We start from the raw sequence: 18,897 nt of genomic DNA on the forward strand, positions 1-18,897 counted from the left end.
TATCTAACCAAATATTAATAAGCATGGATAAAACGAATAAGGAAATAGATGCGTCCAACAGACGCTCATTTCTTAAGACAACTGCAATTGCTGCAGCTTCATTTATGATTGTACCCCGTCATGTATTAGGCGGAAATGGCTTTTTAGCACCTAGTGATAGATTGATTGTGGCGGGTATTGGTGCCGGTGGAAAAGGATCTTCTGATATTGCTAATTTCGCCAAAAGCGGGAAAGCAAATATTGGTTTTCTTTGTGATGTAGATACAAACAGAGCTGCAGGGTCGGTTAAAAACTTTCCTAAAGCTAAATTTTATAAAGACTGGCGTGAATTGCTCGATAAAGAGCATAAAAACTTTGATGCAGTTAGTGTTTCCACACCAGATCATAGTCATGCGATGATTGCCCTTGCTGCGATGCAATTGGGTAAACATGTTTATGTTCAGAAACCACTGACGCATGACATTTATGAAGCCAGAAAGTTAACTGAGGCTGCAAAAAAATATAAAGTTGTTACTCAAATGGGTAATCAGGGAGCATCAAATGATGGGCCCCGCCAAATGAAAGAATGGTACGATGCTGGTCTGATTGGAGATGTGCATACTGTTTATGCATGGACAGACCGTCCGGTATGGCCGCAAGGTATTCCATGGTCTGCAAATAAAGCAGAAGTACCTAAAAATCTGGATTGGGATTTATGGCTGAACAGTGCCCCTTTTAAAGACTATGTTGAAAAACTTGTTCCTTTTAACTGGAGAGGCTGGTGGGATTATGGAACCGGTGCTTTAGGAGATATGGGCTGCCATTTACTGGAAGCCCCTTTTAGTGTACTTGGTTTAAAATATGCATCAGAGGTAGAGGCTAGTGTTGGTTCTGTTTATGTGGACGAATTTAAACGTTGTTATTTCCCGGACAGCTGCCCTCCTTCAAGTCATGTGACTTTAAAATTCCCTAAAACTGCTAAAACACAGGGAGATGTTACGGTACACTGGATGGATGGTGGTATCCAGCCTACCCGTCCCGAAGAACTGGAAGCCAATGAAGTATTTGGTGATGGTGGCAACGGAACGTTATTTATCGGAACAAAAGGAAAAATGATGAGCGAAACTTATAGTGCAAACCCTCGTCTTTTACCATTAAGCCGCAATAAAGACATTAAAGTTCCAGAAAGATTTGCACGTGTACCGAATGGTGCTGACGGTCATTATGCGCAATGGGTTGAGGCTTGTATCGCCGGTCATGGCAAAAAAGAACTCAGTTCTCCTTTTGAAATTGCCGGTCCGCTTACTGAAGCTTTACTCATGGCTAATCTTGCAATCAGGGCAAATGACGTACAACGTAAAAATGACAATGGAAAAATAACTTATCCTGGCAGAAACATTAAACTGTTATGGGATAATGACAATATGAAAGTGACCAATTTTGACGATGTGAACCAGTATGTGAAACGGGAATACCGCAAAGGCTGGACACTGGGTGCTTAATTTTATTAAAAAAACAACTATGAAGACTTACGCTATTTCTGCGATACTGATATTTACAATGATTGGCTTTAACTCAAAAGCTCAAACTTCAAAAAAGGGATTCACTTCTTTATTTGATGGAAAAACAACTAAAGGATGGCATAGCTATGGAAAGACTTCTGTAGGAAAAGGCTGGAAAGTTGAAAACGGTGCAATCCATCTTGACCCTAAAGCTAAACAAAATGATGAAGGTGATTTAGTGACAGACAAGGAATATGCAAATTTCCATTTGATCATCGAATGGAAAGTAGCTCCTAAGTCTAATAGCGGAATTTTATTCCATATCAATGAGAACCCTGAGAAATATCATCAGACTTATAGTACTGGTCCGGAAATGCAGGTGATTGATAATGATGGACATCCTGATGGAAAAATTATCAAACACCGTGCAGGTGATTTATATGATTTAGTGAAAAGCAGTTCAGAACCTGTAAAACCGGTTGGACAATGGAATACCGCCGAAATCATTAGTAATAAAGGTAAATTGGAATTTATATTGAATGGTATAAAAACAGTTTCAACTACACAATTTGATGATAACTGGAAAGCTTTGATTGCAGGCAGCAAATTTGCCAAATGGGATGGTTTTGGAACTTTTACAAAAGGGAAAATAGCATTACAGGATCATGGGGATGAAGTTTGGTTCCGTAATATTATGATCAAAGAACTTTAAAATTGTTTAGTTTTAACTAATTAAACACACCCTTATCATTCATAAAAAAATCTTTAAACTATATGATGAATATCAATACCCGTATTAAATTATCAGCAATGATGTTCCTGGAGTTCTTTATCTGGGGCTCATGGTTTGTTACTCTGGGTACTTTCTTAGAGAAAAACCTGCATGCTACAGGTGCTGACTCAGCTGCAGTATTTTCTACGCAGTCATGGGGAGCGATTATCGCCCCTTTTATTATCGGACTAATTGCCGACAGGTTTTTTAATGCGGAGAAGATTCTCGGCGTGCTGCATATTATCGGAGCTGTATTAATGTATCAGATGTACACGGCTACAGATGTCAATGTATTTTATCCCTATGTTTTAGGATATATGATCCTGTTTATGCCAACGCTGGCCTTAGTGAACTCTGTGTCTTTTAATCAGATGAAAGATGCGGAAAAAGAGTTTTCAAATATCAGGTTCTGGGGTACTATAGGATGGATCGTTGCCGGACTATGTATCAGTTACCTGTTCCTTTGGGATTCAAAAGCTAATATGGATTCGGGAATGTTAAAAAACACTTTCGCAATGGCTGGAATAGCTTCTCTTATTTTAGGCCTTTTCAGTTTTGCACTGCCTAAAACACCACCAAAAGTGGCTAAAGGAGAAAAAATTGCGATTTCAGATATTCTGGGTTTAGATGCTTTGAAGTTATTAAAGGATAAAAACTTTGCTATCTTTTTTGTATCTGCTATCTTAATCTGTATCCCGCTTGCCTTCTATTATCAGAATGCAAATCTTTTCTTATCCAATATTGGTGTAGAGGAGCCTACCGGGAAAATGGCAATCGGACAAGTTTCTGAAGCCTTATTCTTATTGATGATCCCGGTATTCTTTAAAAGATTCGGATTTAAAGCTACAATCCTTGTGGGTATGATTGCATGGGCAGTTCGTTATGCCTTGTTCGCTTATGGTAATGCTGGTGAATTAAGCTTTATGCTGATTATTGGTATCGCATTACACGGGGTATGTTATGACTTTTTCTTTGTATCAGGACAGATTTATACCAATTCAAGAGCTGGAGAAAAATATAAAAGTGCAGCTCAGGGCCTGATCACCCTGGCTACTTATGGCGTAGGTATGCTGATCGGTTTTAAAGTTGCTGGTATGATTACTGATAGCTATAAATTAGCTGATGGCGGCGTAGACTGGAAAATGGTCTGGATTATCCCTGCCGGAATTGCCCTGGTTGTATTCTTGCTTTTCACTCTTTTCTTTAATGAAAAGCGCAAGAGAGTTATTGACACTCAATTTAATGAGGTTTAATTATGGGAACTGAGCAGAGCCGCAGAAATGCATTGAAAACAATGATTACGGGTACAGCAATTCTGGGCCTTTCTTCTGCTATTCCTTCGTATGCTACAGAAATGGAAACACAAAATGCTCCGTTAAAAGGTAATGTGAACCATTCGGTTTGCCGCTGGTGTTTTAGCGATGTCCCTTTAGATGAACTTTGTATTGCAGTAAAAGGAATGGGTTTGAAAGCGATGGACCTTGCAGGCCCTGCTGACTGGCCTGTGTTGAAAAAACATGGTCTGTATTCATCGATGTGTAATGGTGCAGAGATTAATCTGACAGATGGCTGGAACGATCCTGCTTTTCATCCGCAGCTGATAGAGAATTATAAAAAGATGATTCCCCTGGTGGCTGAAGCCGGGTATAAAAACCTGATTTGCTTTAGCGGAAGCCGCAGAGGAAAAACGGATGAGGAAGGATGGAATAATTGTGTAGCAGGATTAAAACAGGTTATAGGCCTTGCCGAGCAACACAATGTCGTACTGGTTATGGAACTGCTGAATAGTAAGGTTGACCATAAAGATTACCAGTGTGACCATACAGCCTGGGGCGCAGAATTAGCTAAAAGATTAGGTTCCGAAAACTTTAAGCTGTTATATGATATTTATCATATGCAGATTGATGAAGGAGACGTTATTCATAATATCAGGACTTATCATCCGTATATTGCACATTACCATACTGCTGGTGTACCCGGCAGGAATGAAATAGATGACACGCAGGAGCTTTTTTATCCTGCAATCATCAAAGCTATCCTGGCAACAGGTTTTAAAGGATACATCGCACAGGAATTTATTCCTAAACAGAAGGATAAACTTCAGTCCTTAAGAAACGCGATTAAAATTTGTGACTTATAAAGATTTAATTATGAACTCAAGAAGAGATTTCCTCAAACAAGCGGGTTTAGCTGCAGCAGGTGCCGTAGTATTGCCTTCACTTACTTTTGCTGCTGCCCCGGCTAAAGTGGTCGGCTTACAACTATATTCATTAAGGGCACAGTTGCCAACTGATGTAAAAGGTACGATTGCTAAAGTTGCAAAAGCTGGCTATAAAGAAGTAGAAACTTATGGTTATTCATTAAAAGATAAGTACTGGGGCTTAGACCCTAAGGCTTTTAAAACTTTACTCTCTGATAATGGCCTGACTGCACCAAGCGGACACTATGGAATGGATCATTTCATTGGAACGGGTAATCCGGATGAACTTAAAAGTTATATTGAGGCAGCAAATACAATTGGCAGCAGCTATATTGTAGTTCCTTATTTAGGAGATAATTTACGCAGGACAGAAGATGACTGGAAAAAAGTTGCAGCAAGATTAAACGAAGCTTCTGCAATCTGTAAAGCGAGTGGTTTAGGCCTTGGCTACCATAACCATAATTTTGAATTTGTAAAATATGGCGAACATACGGGTTATGATATCTTACTTAAAGAAACAGATCCGGAATCAGTTAAGTTTGAAATGGATTTATACTGGGTAGTGAGATCGGGTAATGATCCGATTAAATTATTTACAGACCATCCCGGACGTTTCCCAATGTGGCATGTGAAGGATATGGATAAAGTTGACAATACAATTAACACAGAAGTGGGAACTGGAAAAATTGACTTCAAAGCTATTTGTAAAGACGCTAAACTAGCTGGATTGAAACACCTGATTGTAGAGCAGGAAAATTTCAGCATTGATCCTTATGTGAGTATCAAGCAAAGTGCAAACTATGTTAAAAAAGCGCTCTTGTAAAAATCATATTTGAAAAGCGGGCTTAAATAAGCCCGCTTTTTTTTTGACCGGATTTTTTAAAACACAGTGAAATACTTAGAAAAGAGAGATTTCTAAGAACTATTTAAACGGATTCTAAGGAAAAAGCATTTTTTTTCCCATATTTGGAATATGATGTATTATCATTAAAGAAATAATTTAAAAACAAAATCAAATCATGAAAATTGCAGTTGTAGGTGCTACTGGTTTAGTTGGCACTGTTATGTTAAAAGTACTAGAAGAGCGTAATTTCCCGTTAACCGAATTAATTCCGGTTGCATCTGAGAAGAGTGTTGGTAAAGAAATCACTTTTAAGGGTAAGAAGTTCAAGGTCGTTAGCATGGAAACAGCAATTGCAATGAAACCTGATGTGGCTTTATTCTCTGCGGGTGGCAGTACTTCATTGAAATACGCTCCTTTATTTGCAGAAGCAGGAACAACAGTAATTGACAATTCATCTGCATGGCGCATGGACCCGTCTAAAAAACTGATTGTACCGGAAGTTAATGCGTATGAATTATCAATTGATGATAAAATCATTGCTAACCCTAACTGTTCAACGATACAAATGGTAGTGGCTTTAAAACCATTGCATGATAAATACAAAATCAAACGTGTAGTCGTTTCTACTTATCAGTCGGTGACTGGTACTGGTGTTAAAGCGGTAGAACAGATGATGAACGAACGTAAAGGTATTATGGATGGCCCAATGGCTTATCCTCACCAGATCGATTTAAACGTTATTCCTCAGATTGATGTATTCGAAGAGAACGGATACACTAAAGAAGAAATGAAAATGATCAAAGAAACCCGTAAAATTATGGGCGATGAGAACATTCGTGTGACGGCAACAACAGTAAGGATTCCGGTAATGGGTGGTCACTCAGAGTCTGTAAATATCGAGTTTGAGAATGATTTTGATCTGGCTGATGTAACGTCTGTACTGGAAAAAACAGAAGGTATTATTGTAGTGGATGACATTGCTAATCTTAAATACCCGATGCCAAAAGATGCACATGAAAAAGATGAGGTTTTTGTTGGCCGTATCAGAAGAGACGAGTCATTGCCTAATACTTTAAATCTTTGGATTGTTGCTGATAACCTGCGTAAAGGTGCAGCGACAAATGCTGTTCAGATCGCTGAATTCTTATTAAGAAAAGAGCTGATTTAAACTGATTCTTTAAAAAGACCTGTACTTCTCGGAACAGGTCCTAAAATATATAATGTGGTGTTGATCCGGCAAAATGCCAGAATAACACCACATTTTTTTGTTATTAATCTTTTGCTTTCCCGTTATTTGTACTTGAATTATCCGACATAGATGTTAAAAAAATCAATTGTATTCCTGTTTGTGCTTTCGCACAGTTTTTCTTTTGCACAGAGCCCTGTACAGAAACTCACCCAGTCCTTTAATAACTTTTTAGAAGACAGGCAGACAAAATATGCGGTTACTTCCATTTGTGTTTTAGATGCGAAAACAGGAAAACAACTCTATGCCAGGAATGAGAATATCGGCCTTGCTACTGCTTCTACCTTAAAAACAATTACTGCTGCTTCGGCATTTTATATATTAGGAAAAGATTTCCAGTATCAGACCAGTATTGGTTATAGCGGAAGTATCAGCGCTGATGGAACATTAAAGGGAGATCTGGTAATTATCGGTGGCGGTGACCCTACTTTAGGATCGTGGCGTTATGCCCATAGCAAGGAAAGTTTTGTCCTGAGTCAATGGGTTGCAGCAATCAAAGTTGCAGGAATTAAAAAAATTGAAGGTAAAGTAGTTGGTGATGATCGCCTTTGGGGTACGCAAACTACGCCTGACGGATGGTTATGGCAGGATCTGGGAAATTATTATGGTGCAGGTTCCTCTGCACTGAGCTGGCGTGAAAATCAGTTTGATATTAAATTACGTCCTGGAAATACAGTTTCAGTAATTAAAACCGTACCGGAGATGCCTTACCTGACTATTATGAATGAATTAAAACCAGGTAATGCAGGCAGCGGGGATCATGCTTATGTTTATCTTCCCCCTTTTTCTACTACGGCTTATATAAGGGGTACATGGGCTACAGATATACAAAAGCAAGGTATTGCAGCAGCTTTACCAGATCCGGCTTATGAAGCTGCATTCCGTTTGCAGGATACTTTGGCTAAAGCAGGCATTCAAATTAGTGAGCCACCGGTAACTACCCGTCAGCTGGCAGCAGCTCAATTGCCTTTACCTCAGGTACAGCAAAAATTAAGCACAGTTACCTCTCCTGCTTTACCTGAAATTGTTTACTGGCTGAATAAAAAGAGTATTAACCTGTATGCAGAACATCTGTTGAGAACTATAGCCTGGAAATCGGGCGTAGCCCCAACTGCAAGTAACGGAGCCGCAGCAGAGGTTAAATACTGGACAGCTAAAGGTTTTGACAAAAATGCTTTGAATATTATCGACGGAAGCGGACTTTCTCCGGCGACAAGAGTGACCACTTCGGCCATGGCCAATATCCTTTTCCAGGTACAGCAGGAAGACTGGTTCCCTGATTTTTATAAATCCCTGCCAGAAAATAATGGAATGAAACTAAAAAGTGGTACGATTAACGATGTATCTGCTTTTGCTGGTTATTATACCGCAGAAAATGGCAGTAAATACGTAATTGTGATCAATATTAACAATTATTCGGGCTCTGGAATTAATAGTAAACTGTTTAGGGTGCTGGATGCACTCAAATAGGAATAAATTCTCCACAGAAAGCCCGTATTTATCCACAAATTGCTAAATTGCAACCTTTTACCAATTTCACAAGCACAAGCCCCTCTTCATTGTATGAATAAATTCTTACCTTTTATATGCTGCCTTCTTTTTTACACAAGCACATATAGTCAACAAATGGGATCCGCAACTTTTAATTCTTCTGTAACCGATAGTGATGCAAATTTCACCAGCAGAGCGCCTGAATTTTCAATTATTCCTGAGCCCGTTTCCTTGTTAAAAACCAATGGATCTTTTACTTTACCAGAGAAAGTTGTTGTGCTGGCCACACCAGAAATGAAACTGGTTGTGGATTATCTGAAAGAAAAATTGTCTGTACCAACAGGGAAGTTTATTGCTGAATTTACGCATACACAAGCGGCAGGTACGATCAGACTGGTACTTAATCCTAAACCGGATGCAGTACTGGGTAATGAAGGCTATCAGCTTTTGGTGACACCAGCTTTAATTGTCATTAAAGCGAACCAGACTGCCGGTTTGTTTTATGGTGTTCAAAGTCTTTTACAGCTTTTTCCAAAGGAAATAGAATCGAAAGAACTGGTTGAAGGCGTAAAATGGAAAATACCATGCGTTGAAGTGACCGATTATCCACGTGTGGCCTGGAGAGGGTTAATGTTCGATGTTGCCCGCCACTTTTTCACCAGGCAGGAAGTAAAGCAATATATTGATGCCATGGTCCGCTATAAATTTAACCTGCTTCATCTTCACCTGACAGATGATGAGGGATGGAGACTGGAGATTAAAGGTTTACCAAGACTGACTGAGGTAGGCGCATGGAATGTTAAGAAAGTTGGTGATTTCGGTACTTTCAGTACGCCCGGCGCTGATGAACCCCGTACTTATGGTGGTTTCTATACGCAGGACGATGTCAGAGAGCTGATTAAATATGCTAAAGATAGATTTGTAGATATTTTACCGGAAATTGATGTTCCGGGACACAGCCTTGCAGCGATTGTTTCTTATCCGGAACTTTCTTGTACACCGGGTGCAGAGACTTACCGCGTACGTTCTGGAGAGCGTATTATGGACTGGTCTAAAGGCGCTCCGCCAATTGCATTGGTAGATAATACATTATGCCCTGCCAATGAAAAAGTTTATTCTTTCTTAGATACTATAATTACACAGGTAGCTGCTTTATTCCCTTTCGAATATATCCATATGGGTGGCGATGAAGCTCCGATAAATTACTGGCAGAAAAGTGACGCGATTAAAGCTTTAATGTTGAAAGAAGGCTTAAAAGATATGCACCAGGTACAAGGATATTTTGAAAAGAGAGTGCAGAAAATAGTAGAATCAAAAGGTAAGAAATTTATGGGCTGGGATGAAATCCTTAACGGTGATATGCCTGTAACTGCAGCGGTAATGAGCTGGAGAAATGCAAACTATGGTATAGAAGCTTCCCGTGCTAAACGTGAGGTGGTGATGAGCCCTCAGGGTACTAATTATCTGGATTTAATGCAGGGTGATCCTGTTTCTGAATCCAGAGTATACAATTCTATCCGTTTAGGTAAAGCTTATGAGTTTGACCCTATTCCGGCCGGAGCAGATCCTAAATATATCAAAGGGGGACAAGGTAATTTATGGGCAGAACAGATCTATAATATCCGTCAGGCCGAATATATGACCTGGCCGAGAGGTTATGCCATTGCAGAAGCTGTATGGTCTCCGAAAGAGAAGAAAAACTGGACTAATTTTACAGGTAAGGTGGAGCAGCATTTCCACAGAATGGATATTGCTGAAACCAAATATTCACCAGCAGTTTTTGATCCTATTGTCAAAGCAAGCAGAGCAGCTGACAGACAGGTGATGGTTGAACTGACTACAGAAATTGACGGACTGGACATTTACTATAGTTTTGACAATTCCACACCAGATAGGTTTTACCCAAAATATACAGAGAAATTGGTGATCCCTAAGGACGCCAGTCAAATGCGTGTGATTACCTATAGAGGTAAACAGCCTATTGGCAGATTGTTAACTATATCTGTTGATGATTTAAATAAACGAGCAGGAAAAAGATAAGCGGTTGAGATATTTCGTACACATCGGTTACAATGGTTTACAATATAACGGCTGGCAAAAGCAAGCGAATGTATTGAACATCCAGGGCGTCATAGAGAATGCCCTGAGCCAGATTTTTAAAACACAGGTATTTATTAATGGCTGCGGCAGAACAGATGCACAGGTTCATGCCAGCCAGTTCTTTTTCCATATGGATATAGAACAGGAATGGGATTTTGATTTGATTTTCAGACTCAATAAGCTATTACCTTTGAATATTGCTGTTTATGACATCATCCCGATGGAGGGATTACCTCATGCCCGCTTTGATGCGGTACAGCGTGCTTATGACTATTTTCTGCATACTTATAAAGATCCATTTTTAAATGGCTTAAGTTCTTATTACCTGTTGCAGGACCTGCAATGGGATAAAATGAAGGCAGCAGTCGCTTTACTGCCTCAGTATAAAGATTACCGGGCTTTCTGTACCAGTCCGGATAAATACGAACATACTTTATGTTATGTACGTTCTGCCAGTTTAATGGTGGATGATAAGGAAGAAAAAATGAGATTTCAGATTTCCTCTAACCGGTTTTTAGGGAAGATGATCCGTATTATTATGGGGCAGCTGCTTAAAATAGGTAAGGGCGTATTGAGTGTGGATGAATTTGAAAGTCATCTGATCAGTAAGGAAACCCCTGCACTAATTACTCCTGCTCATCCACAGGGATTATATCTTTCTAAAGTAACTTATCCTTATCTGAACCTCCCGCCAAGAGTCGATTTCTCCGCTGTTCTTCAAAAACATGCAGATACGAACTGGCATACGCTCTGATATTATTTACGCTAAGGTGAGATTCGGGCGTTGAGAAAGCCTTATTTTTGTGGAAAATCAATTATTATGAATTTCCACACCAGAAAATGGATCAAACCCGAAGACTTAAATCCTAACGGAAGCTTATTTGGAGGTAGTTTATTAAGATGGATAGATGAAGAAGCAGCAATTTATGCAATTGTGCAACTAAGCAATCCAAGGGTAGTTACAAAGTATATATCAGAGATTAATTTCGTGAGTTCAGCAAAACAGGGTGATATCATTGAAATGGGTATTACTGCGATTGCATTTGGCAATACCTCTCTGACCATGCGTTGTGAAGTGCGCAACAAGATCACCCGTAAAAGTATTTTAACAATCGATAAAATGGTCTTTGTGAATGTAGATGAGTACGGTAACCCTGTTGCTCACGGCAAGAAAGAGATCAAGTTTATAGAAGAACAGTTTGCTGCTGAGGATAACTAGTTCCTGGCCAGAATTTCGACACGGATATCATCGGCAGTAAGGCTTATCCCACTCATAACAAGCGCAGCTTTATGATAGAATACTTCCCGTTCTGCTAATTTATTTTCAATAAATTCAATTACGCCCTCTGCTGTAAGATTACGCAGCAGCGGACGTTTAGCCATTCCGCTTTCCAGACGTTTAGCTAAAGCCTGAGCCGGCATTTCTATGTAAATGGTTGTCCCATTTTGGTTCATCCACTCTATATTATCAAAGAAACAGGGCGTGCCACCACCTGTTGCAATGACACAGTTTTTAGGGTAGTCAAAACTTTTAAGTGTGTCACTTTCCAGTTTCCGGAAGGCATCTTCTCCATGAGCTGCAAAATAATCTCCTACTGTAACACCTGTATTCTTTTCAATCTGGTGATCAAGATCAATCAGGTCATACCCAAGTTTAGTAGCTAACTTTCTTCCCAGCGTACTTTTGCCGCATCCCATAAAACCAATCAGAAATATCTTCATTAATTATTTAATTTTACCCTCGGATCAACAAGGGCATATAATACGTCCACAAAAATATTAATTACAACGAATATCAGTGCAATAAAAAGAATCGATCCCATCACTACAGGAAAATCTGACATTTCTAAGGCTCTTACCGTTGCTCTTCCTAAACCATTATAACCAAAAATATATTCTACAAAAAAAGAACCTGCCAGCAGAGATGCAAACCATCCGGAGATAGCTGTTATCACTGGATTTAAAGCATTTTTGAGTGCATGTTTATAAATGATCGCCCTGCGGCCTAATCCTTTTGCACGGGCCGTACGAATATAATCCTGCGCCAGTATATCAAGCATTGCTGTTCTGGTGAGCTGCACAATAATTGCCAGCGGCCGCAGTCCAAGGGTTAGCACAGGTAATATCAGATTTTTCGGTGTCATTACTTCTCCTTTGAAAGGATCGTAAGTATACAAACTCCCGGACATATTTAAACCGGTATAGGGCCCCAGTACGAAACCGAAAAACCAGGCTATAATAATACCTGCAAAAAAAGAAGGTGCGGAGAGCCCCATGATCGCAAAGGCGTTTATAGCCTGATCTATCCAGGTATTTTTATGTATTGCAGATAATACCCCCAGGAAAATACCCGACAGGGTAGCAAATAACATAGCAGTAGCGGCTAGTATAAAGGTATTTGGAACAGTTTCGGATAAGATAACTGATACCTCACGCTTCGTTTGATAAGAGCGCCTCAGATATGGCCATTTTAAGGCAACTATATCAGATCCAAAACTGACTAAACGGATATAATGATATTTTTCCTGAGCCAGTTTACTGTTTTCATGAAAGCCTATTGGAGACAGGTCATTGATAAATAGTACAAACTGCATGGGTTTGGAACGGTCTAATCCAAATTCTTTACGCACTGCCTCTAAAGACTGTATGTCTGCGCGCTGTCCCAGGGTCATCCTTGCCGGATCTCCCGGAAGGATATTGAACAGGACAAATACAACGACTACCACACCCGCCATTACAACGAGCCCATAGAAGAATTTCCTGAGCGCATAAAACCACATCTTATTTATTGAAATAAGCGGCTTTTAATTTTTCTAACGAAGGCAGGGACTGATAACTCCATTTATTGATCACTACACCATTTTTTAATAAAATAATACCAGGATTAGCTCTGACCATACTTTTTAAAGGTACGGCATCAGCATAAAATATCTCAGCCATCAATTTATGGCTTTTACTGAATACTGCGGCGTCCTGAGCAGAGTTAGAAGTAAGCAGAACAGTACGGATATTGAATTGTTCTGTCAGGTCTACGGTCATTGCATTGAGTTTTCCTATTGCATCTTCATCTGTATGTTTCAGGTTATAAGCAACAATCAGAATATTATAATATGGATTTTCAATCAGTTCTTTGGTATAGTCAGTACCTGAGGCATCACTAATTACCAGATCTTTGATTTTAGCTTCATAACCTTTTTTAATCAGTTTCTGTTCCGGCTGACCAACAATCTCCCAGTTATTATCTTTCCAGATTTCTGTTTTCAGATAATCTTTATCACTCATTTCTTTGGTTTCACCAGTTGACTTATTTTTCAGCTTGTACATAATCAGAAACAAATCTGGTTCTGCGCCTGCAGGGATTTTCATCGCCTCTGGTAAACTCGCCCCTTTTTTATAAGGTAAAAAGTCCAGTATAGGCAGGTAGGTATAAGTATAAATACTGAATATCACAGAAATTGCAATTACAGCAACTAATCCAATCTTTTGTTTACCAGGATTTACAGTAAGCGGTAAAATCTTATTGCGGTTGATAAATAAATAGACGATCAGTACCAGCAAAATTAAATCTTTGGAGAAAGATTGCCATGGGGTTAAAGGAATCGCATCACCAAAACAACCGCAGGAAGTAACAACTTTAAAAGCAGCAGATATAAAGGTGAGGAAAGTGAAAAATATAATTGTTCCGAGTAAACCGGCCGTTACTTTTTTACTCCAGAACCCCAGCAATAATAATGCACCTAATACGATTTCAATTACACAAAGAACAATAGCTATTCCGGTTACATAAGGGCTAAAAACATGAAACAGGCCTAAAGCTTCATCAAGTTTATGCCCTGACCCAAACAGATGAACGACCTTAGTCAGGGTGGAGTAAGTAAAATTATGGAACACATCAAAGTATTCTTCTAGTTTATAGCCAAATCCTAATGGGTCATTGGCCTTAATCAGACCTGAGAAAATAAAAAGTATACCTACAAATATTCTTGAAAAATTCAGCGCGGCTTTGTTCATCTTTTTACAGCTATTTTTATAATTGATATTATTTTACATCCATTCTGATCAGTGCAAAAACTGCATAGTTCAGCATATCCTGATAATTAGCGACCACACCTTCTGATGCTACTGTTTCGCCCAGATTATCTTCAATCTGTTTTACTCTGAATACTTTCATCAGGATAAGATCGGTTAGTGAACTCACCCTCATATCTCTCCATGCTTCACCATAATCGTGATTTTTGGCAAGCATCAGGTCTTTTGTTTCTTTCACTTTTTGATCAAAAAGTGTTTCCACAGTTGTAAGCTCCAGTTCATTTGGATCATTCTCTGTCATTTCACTTTGCATCATTGCAATTACACAGTAATTAATGATACCGATATATTCAGGAATGATGCCCTCTCCTACTTTGGAAACTTTCTTTTCTTCCAGGGTACGGATACGCTGAGCTTTGATAAATAACTGATCGGTTATAGAGGATAAACGCAGAATGCGCCAGGCAGTTCCGTAGTCTTTGGTTTTCTTTAAAAAAAGCGATTTGCAAACCGCAATTACTGAATCGAATTCTTGTGAGGTATTTGTTGCCAAAACAATTAAAATATTTAGAGTCTGATAAATTTTAAACGGCTAGTAGAAATCGTTTAAATTTATCAGATAAATTTAAACAGCTTCTTAGTTTAAAGCTATTTTAATACTGTATTTTTGTACAGAATGATGGCTAAAGATACGTTTTTAAACCGAAAAATAACACTTAACCTAAAAGGTGAACTCCTGGATTTAAGCCGCCCATGTGTGATGGGTATCCTTAATTTAACCCCTGATTCTTTTTACAGTAACAGCCGGATGAGCTCTATAGATGCCGCATTGGAGAGAACAGAAATTTGCTTAAATGAAGGGGCTGCTTTTATAGATATAGGAGCTTATTCTTCCCGTCCGGGAGCAGATGAAGTCACTACAGATGAAGAGCTGAAAAGAATGATACCCGCAATTGAAGCGATCAGCAAAAGATTTCCAGAGGCTAAATTATCTATTGATACTTTCAGGGCCAAAGTAGCAAAGGAAAGTATTGAAGCCGGGGCACACCTGATCAATGATATTTCTGGGGGAAACCTGGATGAGCAAATGTTTGAAACTGTTGCAGCTTTAGCTGTTCCTTACATTCTGATGCATATGCTGGGTACACCTCAAACTATGCAGCAAAAACCTGTGTACAAAAACATAGGTCTTGAAGTGGTTAATTATCTGGCAGAAAAATTAAGTATTCTGAAGACCCTGGGGGTTAAAGATATTATTCTTGATCCTGGATTCGGGTTTGCAAAAAACACGACACATAATTACCAGTTGTTTAATCAGCTGGAAAATCTGGATGTATTTGGCTTGCCTGTTTTGGTTGGAATTTCAAGAAAATCTATGATTTATAAATTATTAGGTACTACAGCAGAAGAGGCGCTGAACGGCACTACGGTCTTGAATACAATCGCTTTGCAAAAAGGTGCGTCTATATTAAGAGTACATGATGTACGTGCAGCAGTTGAATGTATAACAATTGTCGAAAAAATGCAGCAGTCCCGAAACTGATAGTCTGTTTTAAATTCAAACAGATTCTTAATATTTTCCTAACTTGGCAACAATGAAAGGCTTTGACTTTGATTTTCTAACGATAACAGTTACGGATGTAGTGGACATTTTGTTCGTTGCCTTCCTGATTTACTATACTTATAACCTGATTAAAAATACGCTGGCAGTAAATTTACTGCTGGGTATGTTTATCATATTGATTCTATGGTTTGTAGTTGATGCGCTTAATATGCGTCTTTTATCTACGATCATTAATAAATTTATGAGTGTCGGGATCATTGCATTGATTGTGATTTTTCAGCCCGAGATCAGACGTTTCCTGCTGCTTATTGGAAAGAATACTTTTTTGCAGAAGAATAAGGCCTGGTGGGGTTATTTATTTGGCAGCAGAGATATTGAACGCGATAACCTGGTCAGGATCAAACCTATTATTGATGCCTGTAAAAGTATGAAAAAGTCAAGAACAGGCGCCTTGATTGTTTTTGTTAAATTCTATGATGATCAATTGTTTGCCAATAGCTGTGAACTTATTGACTCTAAAATCTCCAAACGTTTACTGGAAAGTATATTTCAAAAATACAGCCCACTGCATGACGGAGCGGTTGTTATTGCTGAAAATAAGATTAAAAGCGCAAGCTGTATATTACCGCTTACGGATAACGACAAATTACCCCCTCAGTTCGGTTTACGTCACCGTGCAGGAATCGGTGTATCTGAAACTACTGATGCAGTTGCAGTAATCGTATCCGAAGAGACAGGAGAAATTGCTTACGCTAAACAAGGCAGGGTAAGAATGAACGTGTCTTTTGGAGAACTGGAGAAATTACTGAATAAGGATTTTTAATTTTCAGGCCCTGTATTTTAAAAACAGGACTTGAAAAATAAAGGGCAATAAAAAATCCGGTACAAAGACCGGATCCTTTACCGGTATTCACCGGATATATCATTTAAGATATCAATTAGCAATATTCATTGAAAGCACCTACCAGGTTATCAGCAATCATTTGAGCTGCACGACCTTCAATTTGGTGACGTTCAATCATATGAACCAGTTTACCATCTTTAAATAAAGCCATTGCTGGTGAAGATGGAGGGAAAGGCATCATATAACTTCTTGCTCTGTCTACTGCCTCTTTTTCCATTCCTGCAAAAACAGTAATCATTTTATCAGGATGTTTTTCATTAGCAGCAGCTAATCTTGCTGCTGGTCTTGCGTTTGAAGCTGCACAACCGCAAACAGAATTCACGACTACAAAAACAGTTCCTTCCGAAGAAATAGCGTTGTCCACATCTTCTGCAGTTTTCATTTCTTCAAAACCTACTTTAGTAAGTTCTGCACGCATTGGTTCAACTAAATATTCTGGATACATATATAAAAAGCTTTAATATTATTCAACTTGATTATACAAAGGTACAGTGCTGTTACATAGCATCAAAGGAATACTGTTTGAGTGAATAGTTTTTTACCTTGAAATTACTTTGAACCTATAGTACGCTGCATTACCTTAATGCCAGATGCAGCGTACTATCCTTAATAACGTTATAATCATTTAAAGTCCTTCCGTCTTCCAGTAGCTTGCCTCCAAAAATTAAACGCTGCTGATCGGGTGGTATGCCTTCTTTATCCTGTATTTTAATTTTCACATTCTCAATGGTGTCTGAGGGACGTACTTCCAATGGGATCGTTTTACCCGTTAAAGTTTTCACAAAGATTTGCATGGCATAAGCTGAGCTCACCAATGAGCAAAGCATGAAAACCACAAATAAGGATAGGGAGATTTTTTTTAACATATTTTTAAATTCAAAAGATTATAAGAATAGTATTTTAAACTTATAATCTGATTCCGGGAACCAGGTTCTTTTTCATTACTATCTTAATACCAAATGCAACGTACTTTCTTTTTTAATATTATAATCACTTAAGGTTCTTCCGTCTTCTAATTGTTTACCTCCAAAGATTAAACGCTGCTGATCCGGAGGTATACCCTCTTTATCTTGTATTTTAGCTTTCACATTTTCAATCGTATCACTAGACTGTACTTCAAGTGTAATTGTTTTGCCAGTTAAGGTCTTCACATAGATTTGCATGGCAGCTACTGTGCTTACGAAAGAGCAAAGTATAAAAACCACAAATAGGGCTGTTGAGAGTTTCTTTATCATATTTTCTGTTTTAAACTAAAAATTACAGTTGTAAAAAAACCCCTTCTTACCGAAGGGGGCTTTTTTATTGGGCAAATACATAATTTTCTTACCTTAATACTAAATGCAAAGTAGCTTCTTTCTGAATATTGTAATCACTCAAAGTTCTTCCATCTTCTAATTGTCTGCCTGCAAAAATTAAGCGCTGCCAATCAGTAGGTATACCTTCTTTGTCACGGATTTTTTGTTTTACATTATCAATCGTATCTGAAGATTCTACTTCAAGCGTGATTGTTCTGTTTTCTAACGTCTTTACAAAAATTTGAAAAGCACTGGCCGTACTAACAAATGAGCAAAGCATAAAAACTACAAGAAAGGATAACGAGATTTTTTTTAACATAGTTTTAGGGTTTTAAGGTTTATTAAATTATGAATTCAGGTTATTAAATTTGAGACATAAGTTTTAGCTATTACGGCCTTATCATCAGATGTAGTGTACTTTCTTTCAGAAGATTATAATCACTCAAAGTTCTTCCTTCTTCCAGGAGTTTCCCTCCATAAACCAAAATCTGTTTATCGACAGGTATACCTTCTTTGTCCTGGATTTTAGATTTTATATTGTCAATCGTATCGGAAGATTCAACTTCAAGTGTGATGGTCTTACCAGTTAAAGTCCTTACAAAGATTTGCATGGCAGAAGCTGTGCTGACAAATGCGCACAGCATGAAAACAACAAATAGGGATAACGAGATTTTTTTTATCATATTTCAATTTAATTATTTGACCAGCACAATATATATGATTATATTAATTAAAACAATATAAATAATAATTTTATTAATAAATAAATATTAAAATTACACCATTTATTATTTAATAGTGACATCTATTTTAAATATTAAAAACATTATTAATAGCACCAAAGCATGCTACAGCTCATTTATCAGCTTATATGTTGATTTTCAACAAAAAACAGGAATTCACAAAAACGTCTTTGCTGACATTCACAACAAAACATAATTTGTCTATTACAGATAATAAATAATTAAATT

General features: G+C 38.3%; 21 protein-coding genes. 12 read left to right on the top strand and 9 right to left on the bottom strand.

Annotated features, from left to right (window positions below; genetic code table 11):
- Positions 1-23 precede the first annotated feature (23 nt).
- The 10 genes from HDE68_RS11000 to HDE68_RS11045 all read left to right on the top strand — a co-directional run bounded on the left by HDE68_RS11000 (position 24) and on the right by HDE68_RS11045 (position 11,353).
- Positions 24-1,481: a Gfo/Idh/MocA family protein gene (locus tag HDE68_RS11000; RefSeq protein ID WP_183881827.1), complete on the top strand. Its 1,458-nt coding sequence runs from the start codon at positions 24-26 to the stop codon at positions 1,479-1,481.
- 19 nt (positions 1,482-1,500) lie between these two features.
- Complete coding sequence (locus HDE68_RS11005; RefSeq protein WP_183881829.1) at positions 1,501-2,193, top strand: DUF1080 domain-containing protein; 693 nt, start codon at positions 1,501-1,503, stop codon at positions 2,191-2,193.
- Positions 2,194-2,258: 65 nt separating this feature from the next.
- Positions 2,259-3,506, top strand: a complete 1,248-nt coding sequence (locus HDE68_RS11010) for a nucleoside permease (protein WP_183882674.1) — start codon at positions 2,259-2,261, stop codon at positions 3,504-3,506.
- 2 nt (positions 3,507-3,508) lie between these two features.
- Positions 3,509-4,393, top strand: coding sequence for a hydroxypyruvate isomerase family protein (locus HDE68_RS11015; RefSeq protein ID WP_183881831.1), 885 nt, complete (start codon positions 3,509-3,511; stop codon positions 4,391-4,393).
- Positions 4,394-4,403: 10 nt separating this feature from the next.
- Complete coding sequence (locus tag HDE68_RS11020; RefSeq protein WP_183881833.1) at positions 4,404-5,276, top strand: sugar phosphate isomerase/epimerase family protein; 873 nt, start codon at positions 4,404-4,406, stop codon at positions 5,274-5,276.
- A 196-nt stretch (positions 5,277-5,472) separates the two neighbouring features.
- Positions 5,473-6,465 carry an aspartate-semialdehyde dehydrogenase gene (locus HDE68_RS11025; RefSeq protein ID WP_183881835.1) on the top strand — a complete coding sequence of 331 codons (993 nt, stop codon included), beginning with the start codon at positions 5,473-5,475 and terminating at the stop codon, positions 6,463-6,465.
- 150 nt (positions 6,466-6,615) lie between these two features.
- Entirely contained in the window at positions 6,616-8,013 is a 1,398-nt protein-coding gene (gene dacB / locus HDE68_RS11030; RefSeq protein WP_183881837.1) for a D-alanyl-D-alanine carboxypeptidase/D-alanyl-D-alanine-endopeptidase, read from the top strand.
- Between the two features lie 156 nt (positions 8,014-8,169).
- Positions 8,170-10,074, top strand: coding sequence for a beta-N-acetylhexosaminidase (locus HDE68_RS11035; protein WP_183881839.1), 1,905 nt, complete (start codon positions 8,170-8,172; stop codon positions 10,072-10,074).
- Between the two features lie 4 nt (positions 10,075-10,078).
- Positions 10,079-10,888: a tRNA pseudouridine synthase A gene (locus HDE68_RS11040; protein WP_183881841.1), complete on the top strand. Its 810-nt coding sequence runs from the start codon at positions 10,079-10,081 to the stop codon at positions 10,886-10,888.
- Positions 10,889-10,954: 66 nt separating this feature from the next.
- Positions 10,955-11,353: an acyl-CoA thioesterase gene (locus HDE68_RS11045; protein ID WP_183881843.1), complete on the top strand. Its 399-nt coding sequence runs from the start codon at positions 10,955-10,957 to the stop codon at positions 11,351-11,353.
- Here the strand turns inward: HDE68_RS11045 and HDE68_RS11050 are convergent.
- Genes HDE68_RS11050 through HDE68_RS11065 form a run of 4 tightly spaced genes read right to left on the bottom strand, consistent with a single transcriptional unit; the run spans position 11,350 to position 14,716 of the window.
- Positions 11,350-11,856 carry a shikimate kinase gene (locus HDE68_RS11050; protein ID WP_183881846.1) on the bottom strand — a complete coding sequence of 169 codons (507 nt, stop codon included), beginning with the start codon at positions 11,854-11,856 and terminating at the stop codon, positions 11,350-11,352. The genes HDE68_RS11045 and HDE68_RS11050 overlap by 4 nt on opposite strands.
- On the bottom strand, positions 11,856-12,914 hold the full coding sequence (locus HDE68_RS11055) for an ABC transporter permease (protein WP_183881848.1): 1,059 nt from the start codon (positions 12,912-12,914) through the stop codon (positions 11,856-11,858). The genes HDE68_RS11050 and HDE68_RS11055 overlap by 1 nt, the downstream gene beginning before the upstream one ends.
- Before the next feature lies 1 nt (position 12,915).
- Positions 12,916-14,145 carry a BT_3928 family protein gene (locus HDE68_RS11060; protein WP_183881850.1) on the bottom strand — a complete coding sequence of 410 codons (1,230 nt, stop codon included), beginning with the start codon at positions 14,143-14,145 and terminating at the stop codon, positions 12,916-12,918.
- A 28-nt stretch (positions 14,146-14,173) separates the two neighbouring features.
- On the bottom strand, positions 14,174-14,716 hold the full coding sequence (locus HDE68_RS11065) for a DUF1599 domain-containing protein (protein ID WP_183881852.1): 543 nt from the start codon (positions 14,714-14,716) through the stop codon (positions 14,174-14,176).
- A 126-nt stretch (positions 14,717-14,842) separates the two neighbouring features.
- On the opposite strand from HDE68_RS11065, the gene folP reads away from it, so the two are divergent.
- Together folP and cdaA are read left to right on the top strand one after the other, a co-directional pair.
- Entirely contained in the window at positions 14,843-15,706 is an 864-nt protein-coding gene (gene folP, locus HDE68_RS11070) for a dihydropteroate synthase (protein WP_221300722.1), read from the top strand.
- A 52-nt stretch (positions 15,707-15,758) separates the two neighbouring features.
- On the top strand, positions 15,759-16,550 hold the full coding sequence (gene cdaA, locus HDE68_RS11075) for a diadenylate cyclase CdaA (protein WP_183881856.1): 792 nt from the start codon (positions 15,759-15,761) through the stop codon (positions 16,548-16,550).
- Positions 16,551-16,665: 115 nt separating this feature from the next.
- On the opposite strand, the gene HDE68_RS11080 is transcribed toward cdaA, so the two are convergent.
- The 5 genes from HDE68_RS11080 to HDE68_RS11100 all read right to left on the bottom strand — a co-directional run bounded on the left by HDE68_RS11080 (position 16,666) and on the right by HDE68_RS11100 (position 18,609).
- Positions 16,666-17,076: a BrxA/BrxB family bacilliredoxin gene (locus HDE68_RS11080; RefSeq protein ID WP_183881858.1), complete on the bottom strand. Its 411-nt coding sequence runs from the start codon at positions 17,074-17,076 to the stop codon at positions 16,666-16,668.
- A gap of 130 nt (positions 17,077-17,206) precedes the next feature.
- On the bottom strand, positions 17,207-17,497 hold the full coding sequence (locus HDE68_RS11085; protein ID WP_183881860.1) for a ubiquitin-like protein: 291 nt from the start codon (positions 17,495-17,497) through the stop codon (positions 17,207-17,209).
- A 78-nt stretch (positions 17,498-17,575) separates the two neighbouring features.
- Complete coding sequence (locus HDE68_RS11090; RefSeq protein ID WP_183881862.1) at positions 17,576-17,866, bottom strand: ubiquitin family protein; 291 nt, start codon at positions 17,864-17,866, stop codon at positions 17,576-17,578.
- Positions 17,867-17,954: 88 nt separating this feature from the next.
- Entirely contained in the window at positions 17,955-18,245 is a 291-nt protein-coding gene (locus HDE68_RS11095) for a ubiquitin-like protein (protein ID WP_183881863.1), read from the bottom strand.
- Between the two features lie 70 nt (positions 18,246-18,315).
- Positions 18,316-18,609, bottom strand: a complete 294-nt coding sequence (locus HDE68_RS11100) for a ubiquitin-like protein (protein WP_183881865.1) — start codon at positions 18,607-18,609, stop codon at positions 18,316-18,318.
- Positions 18,610-18,897 lie beyond the last annotated feature (288 nt).

The organism is Pedobacter cryoconitis (assembly GCF_014200605.1).
Taxonomy (GTDB): Bacteria; Bacteroidota; Bacteroidia; order Sphingobacteriales; family Sphingobacteriaceae; genus Pedobacter; species Pedobacter cryoconitis_B.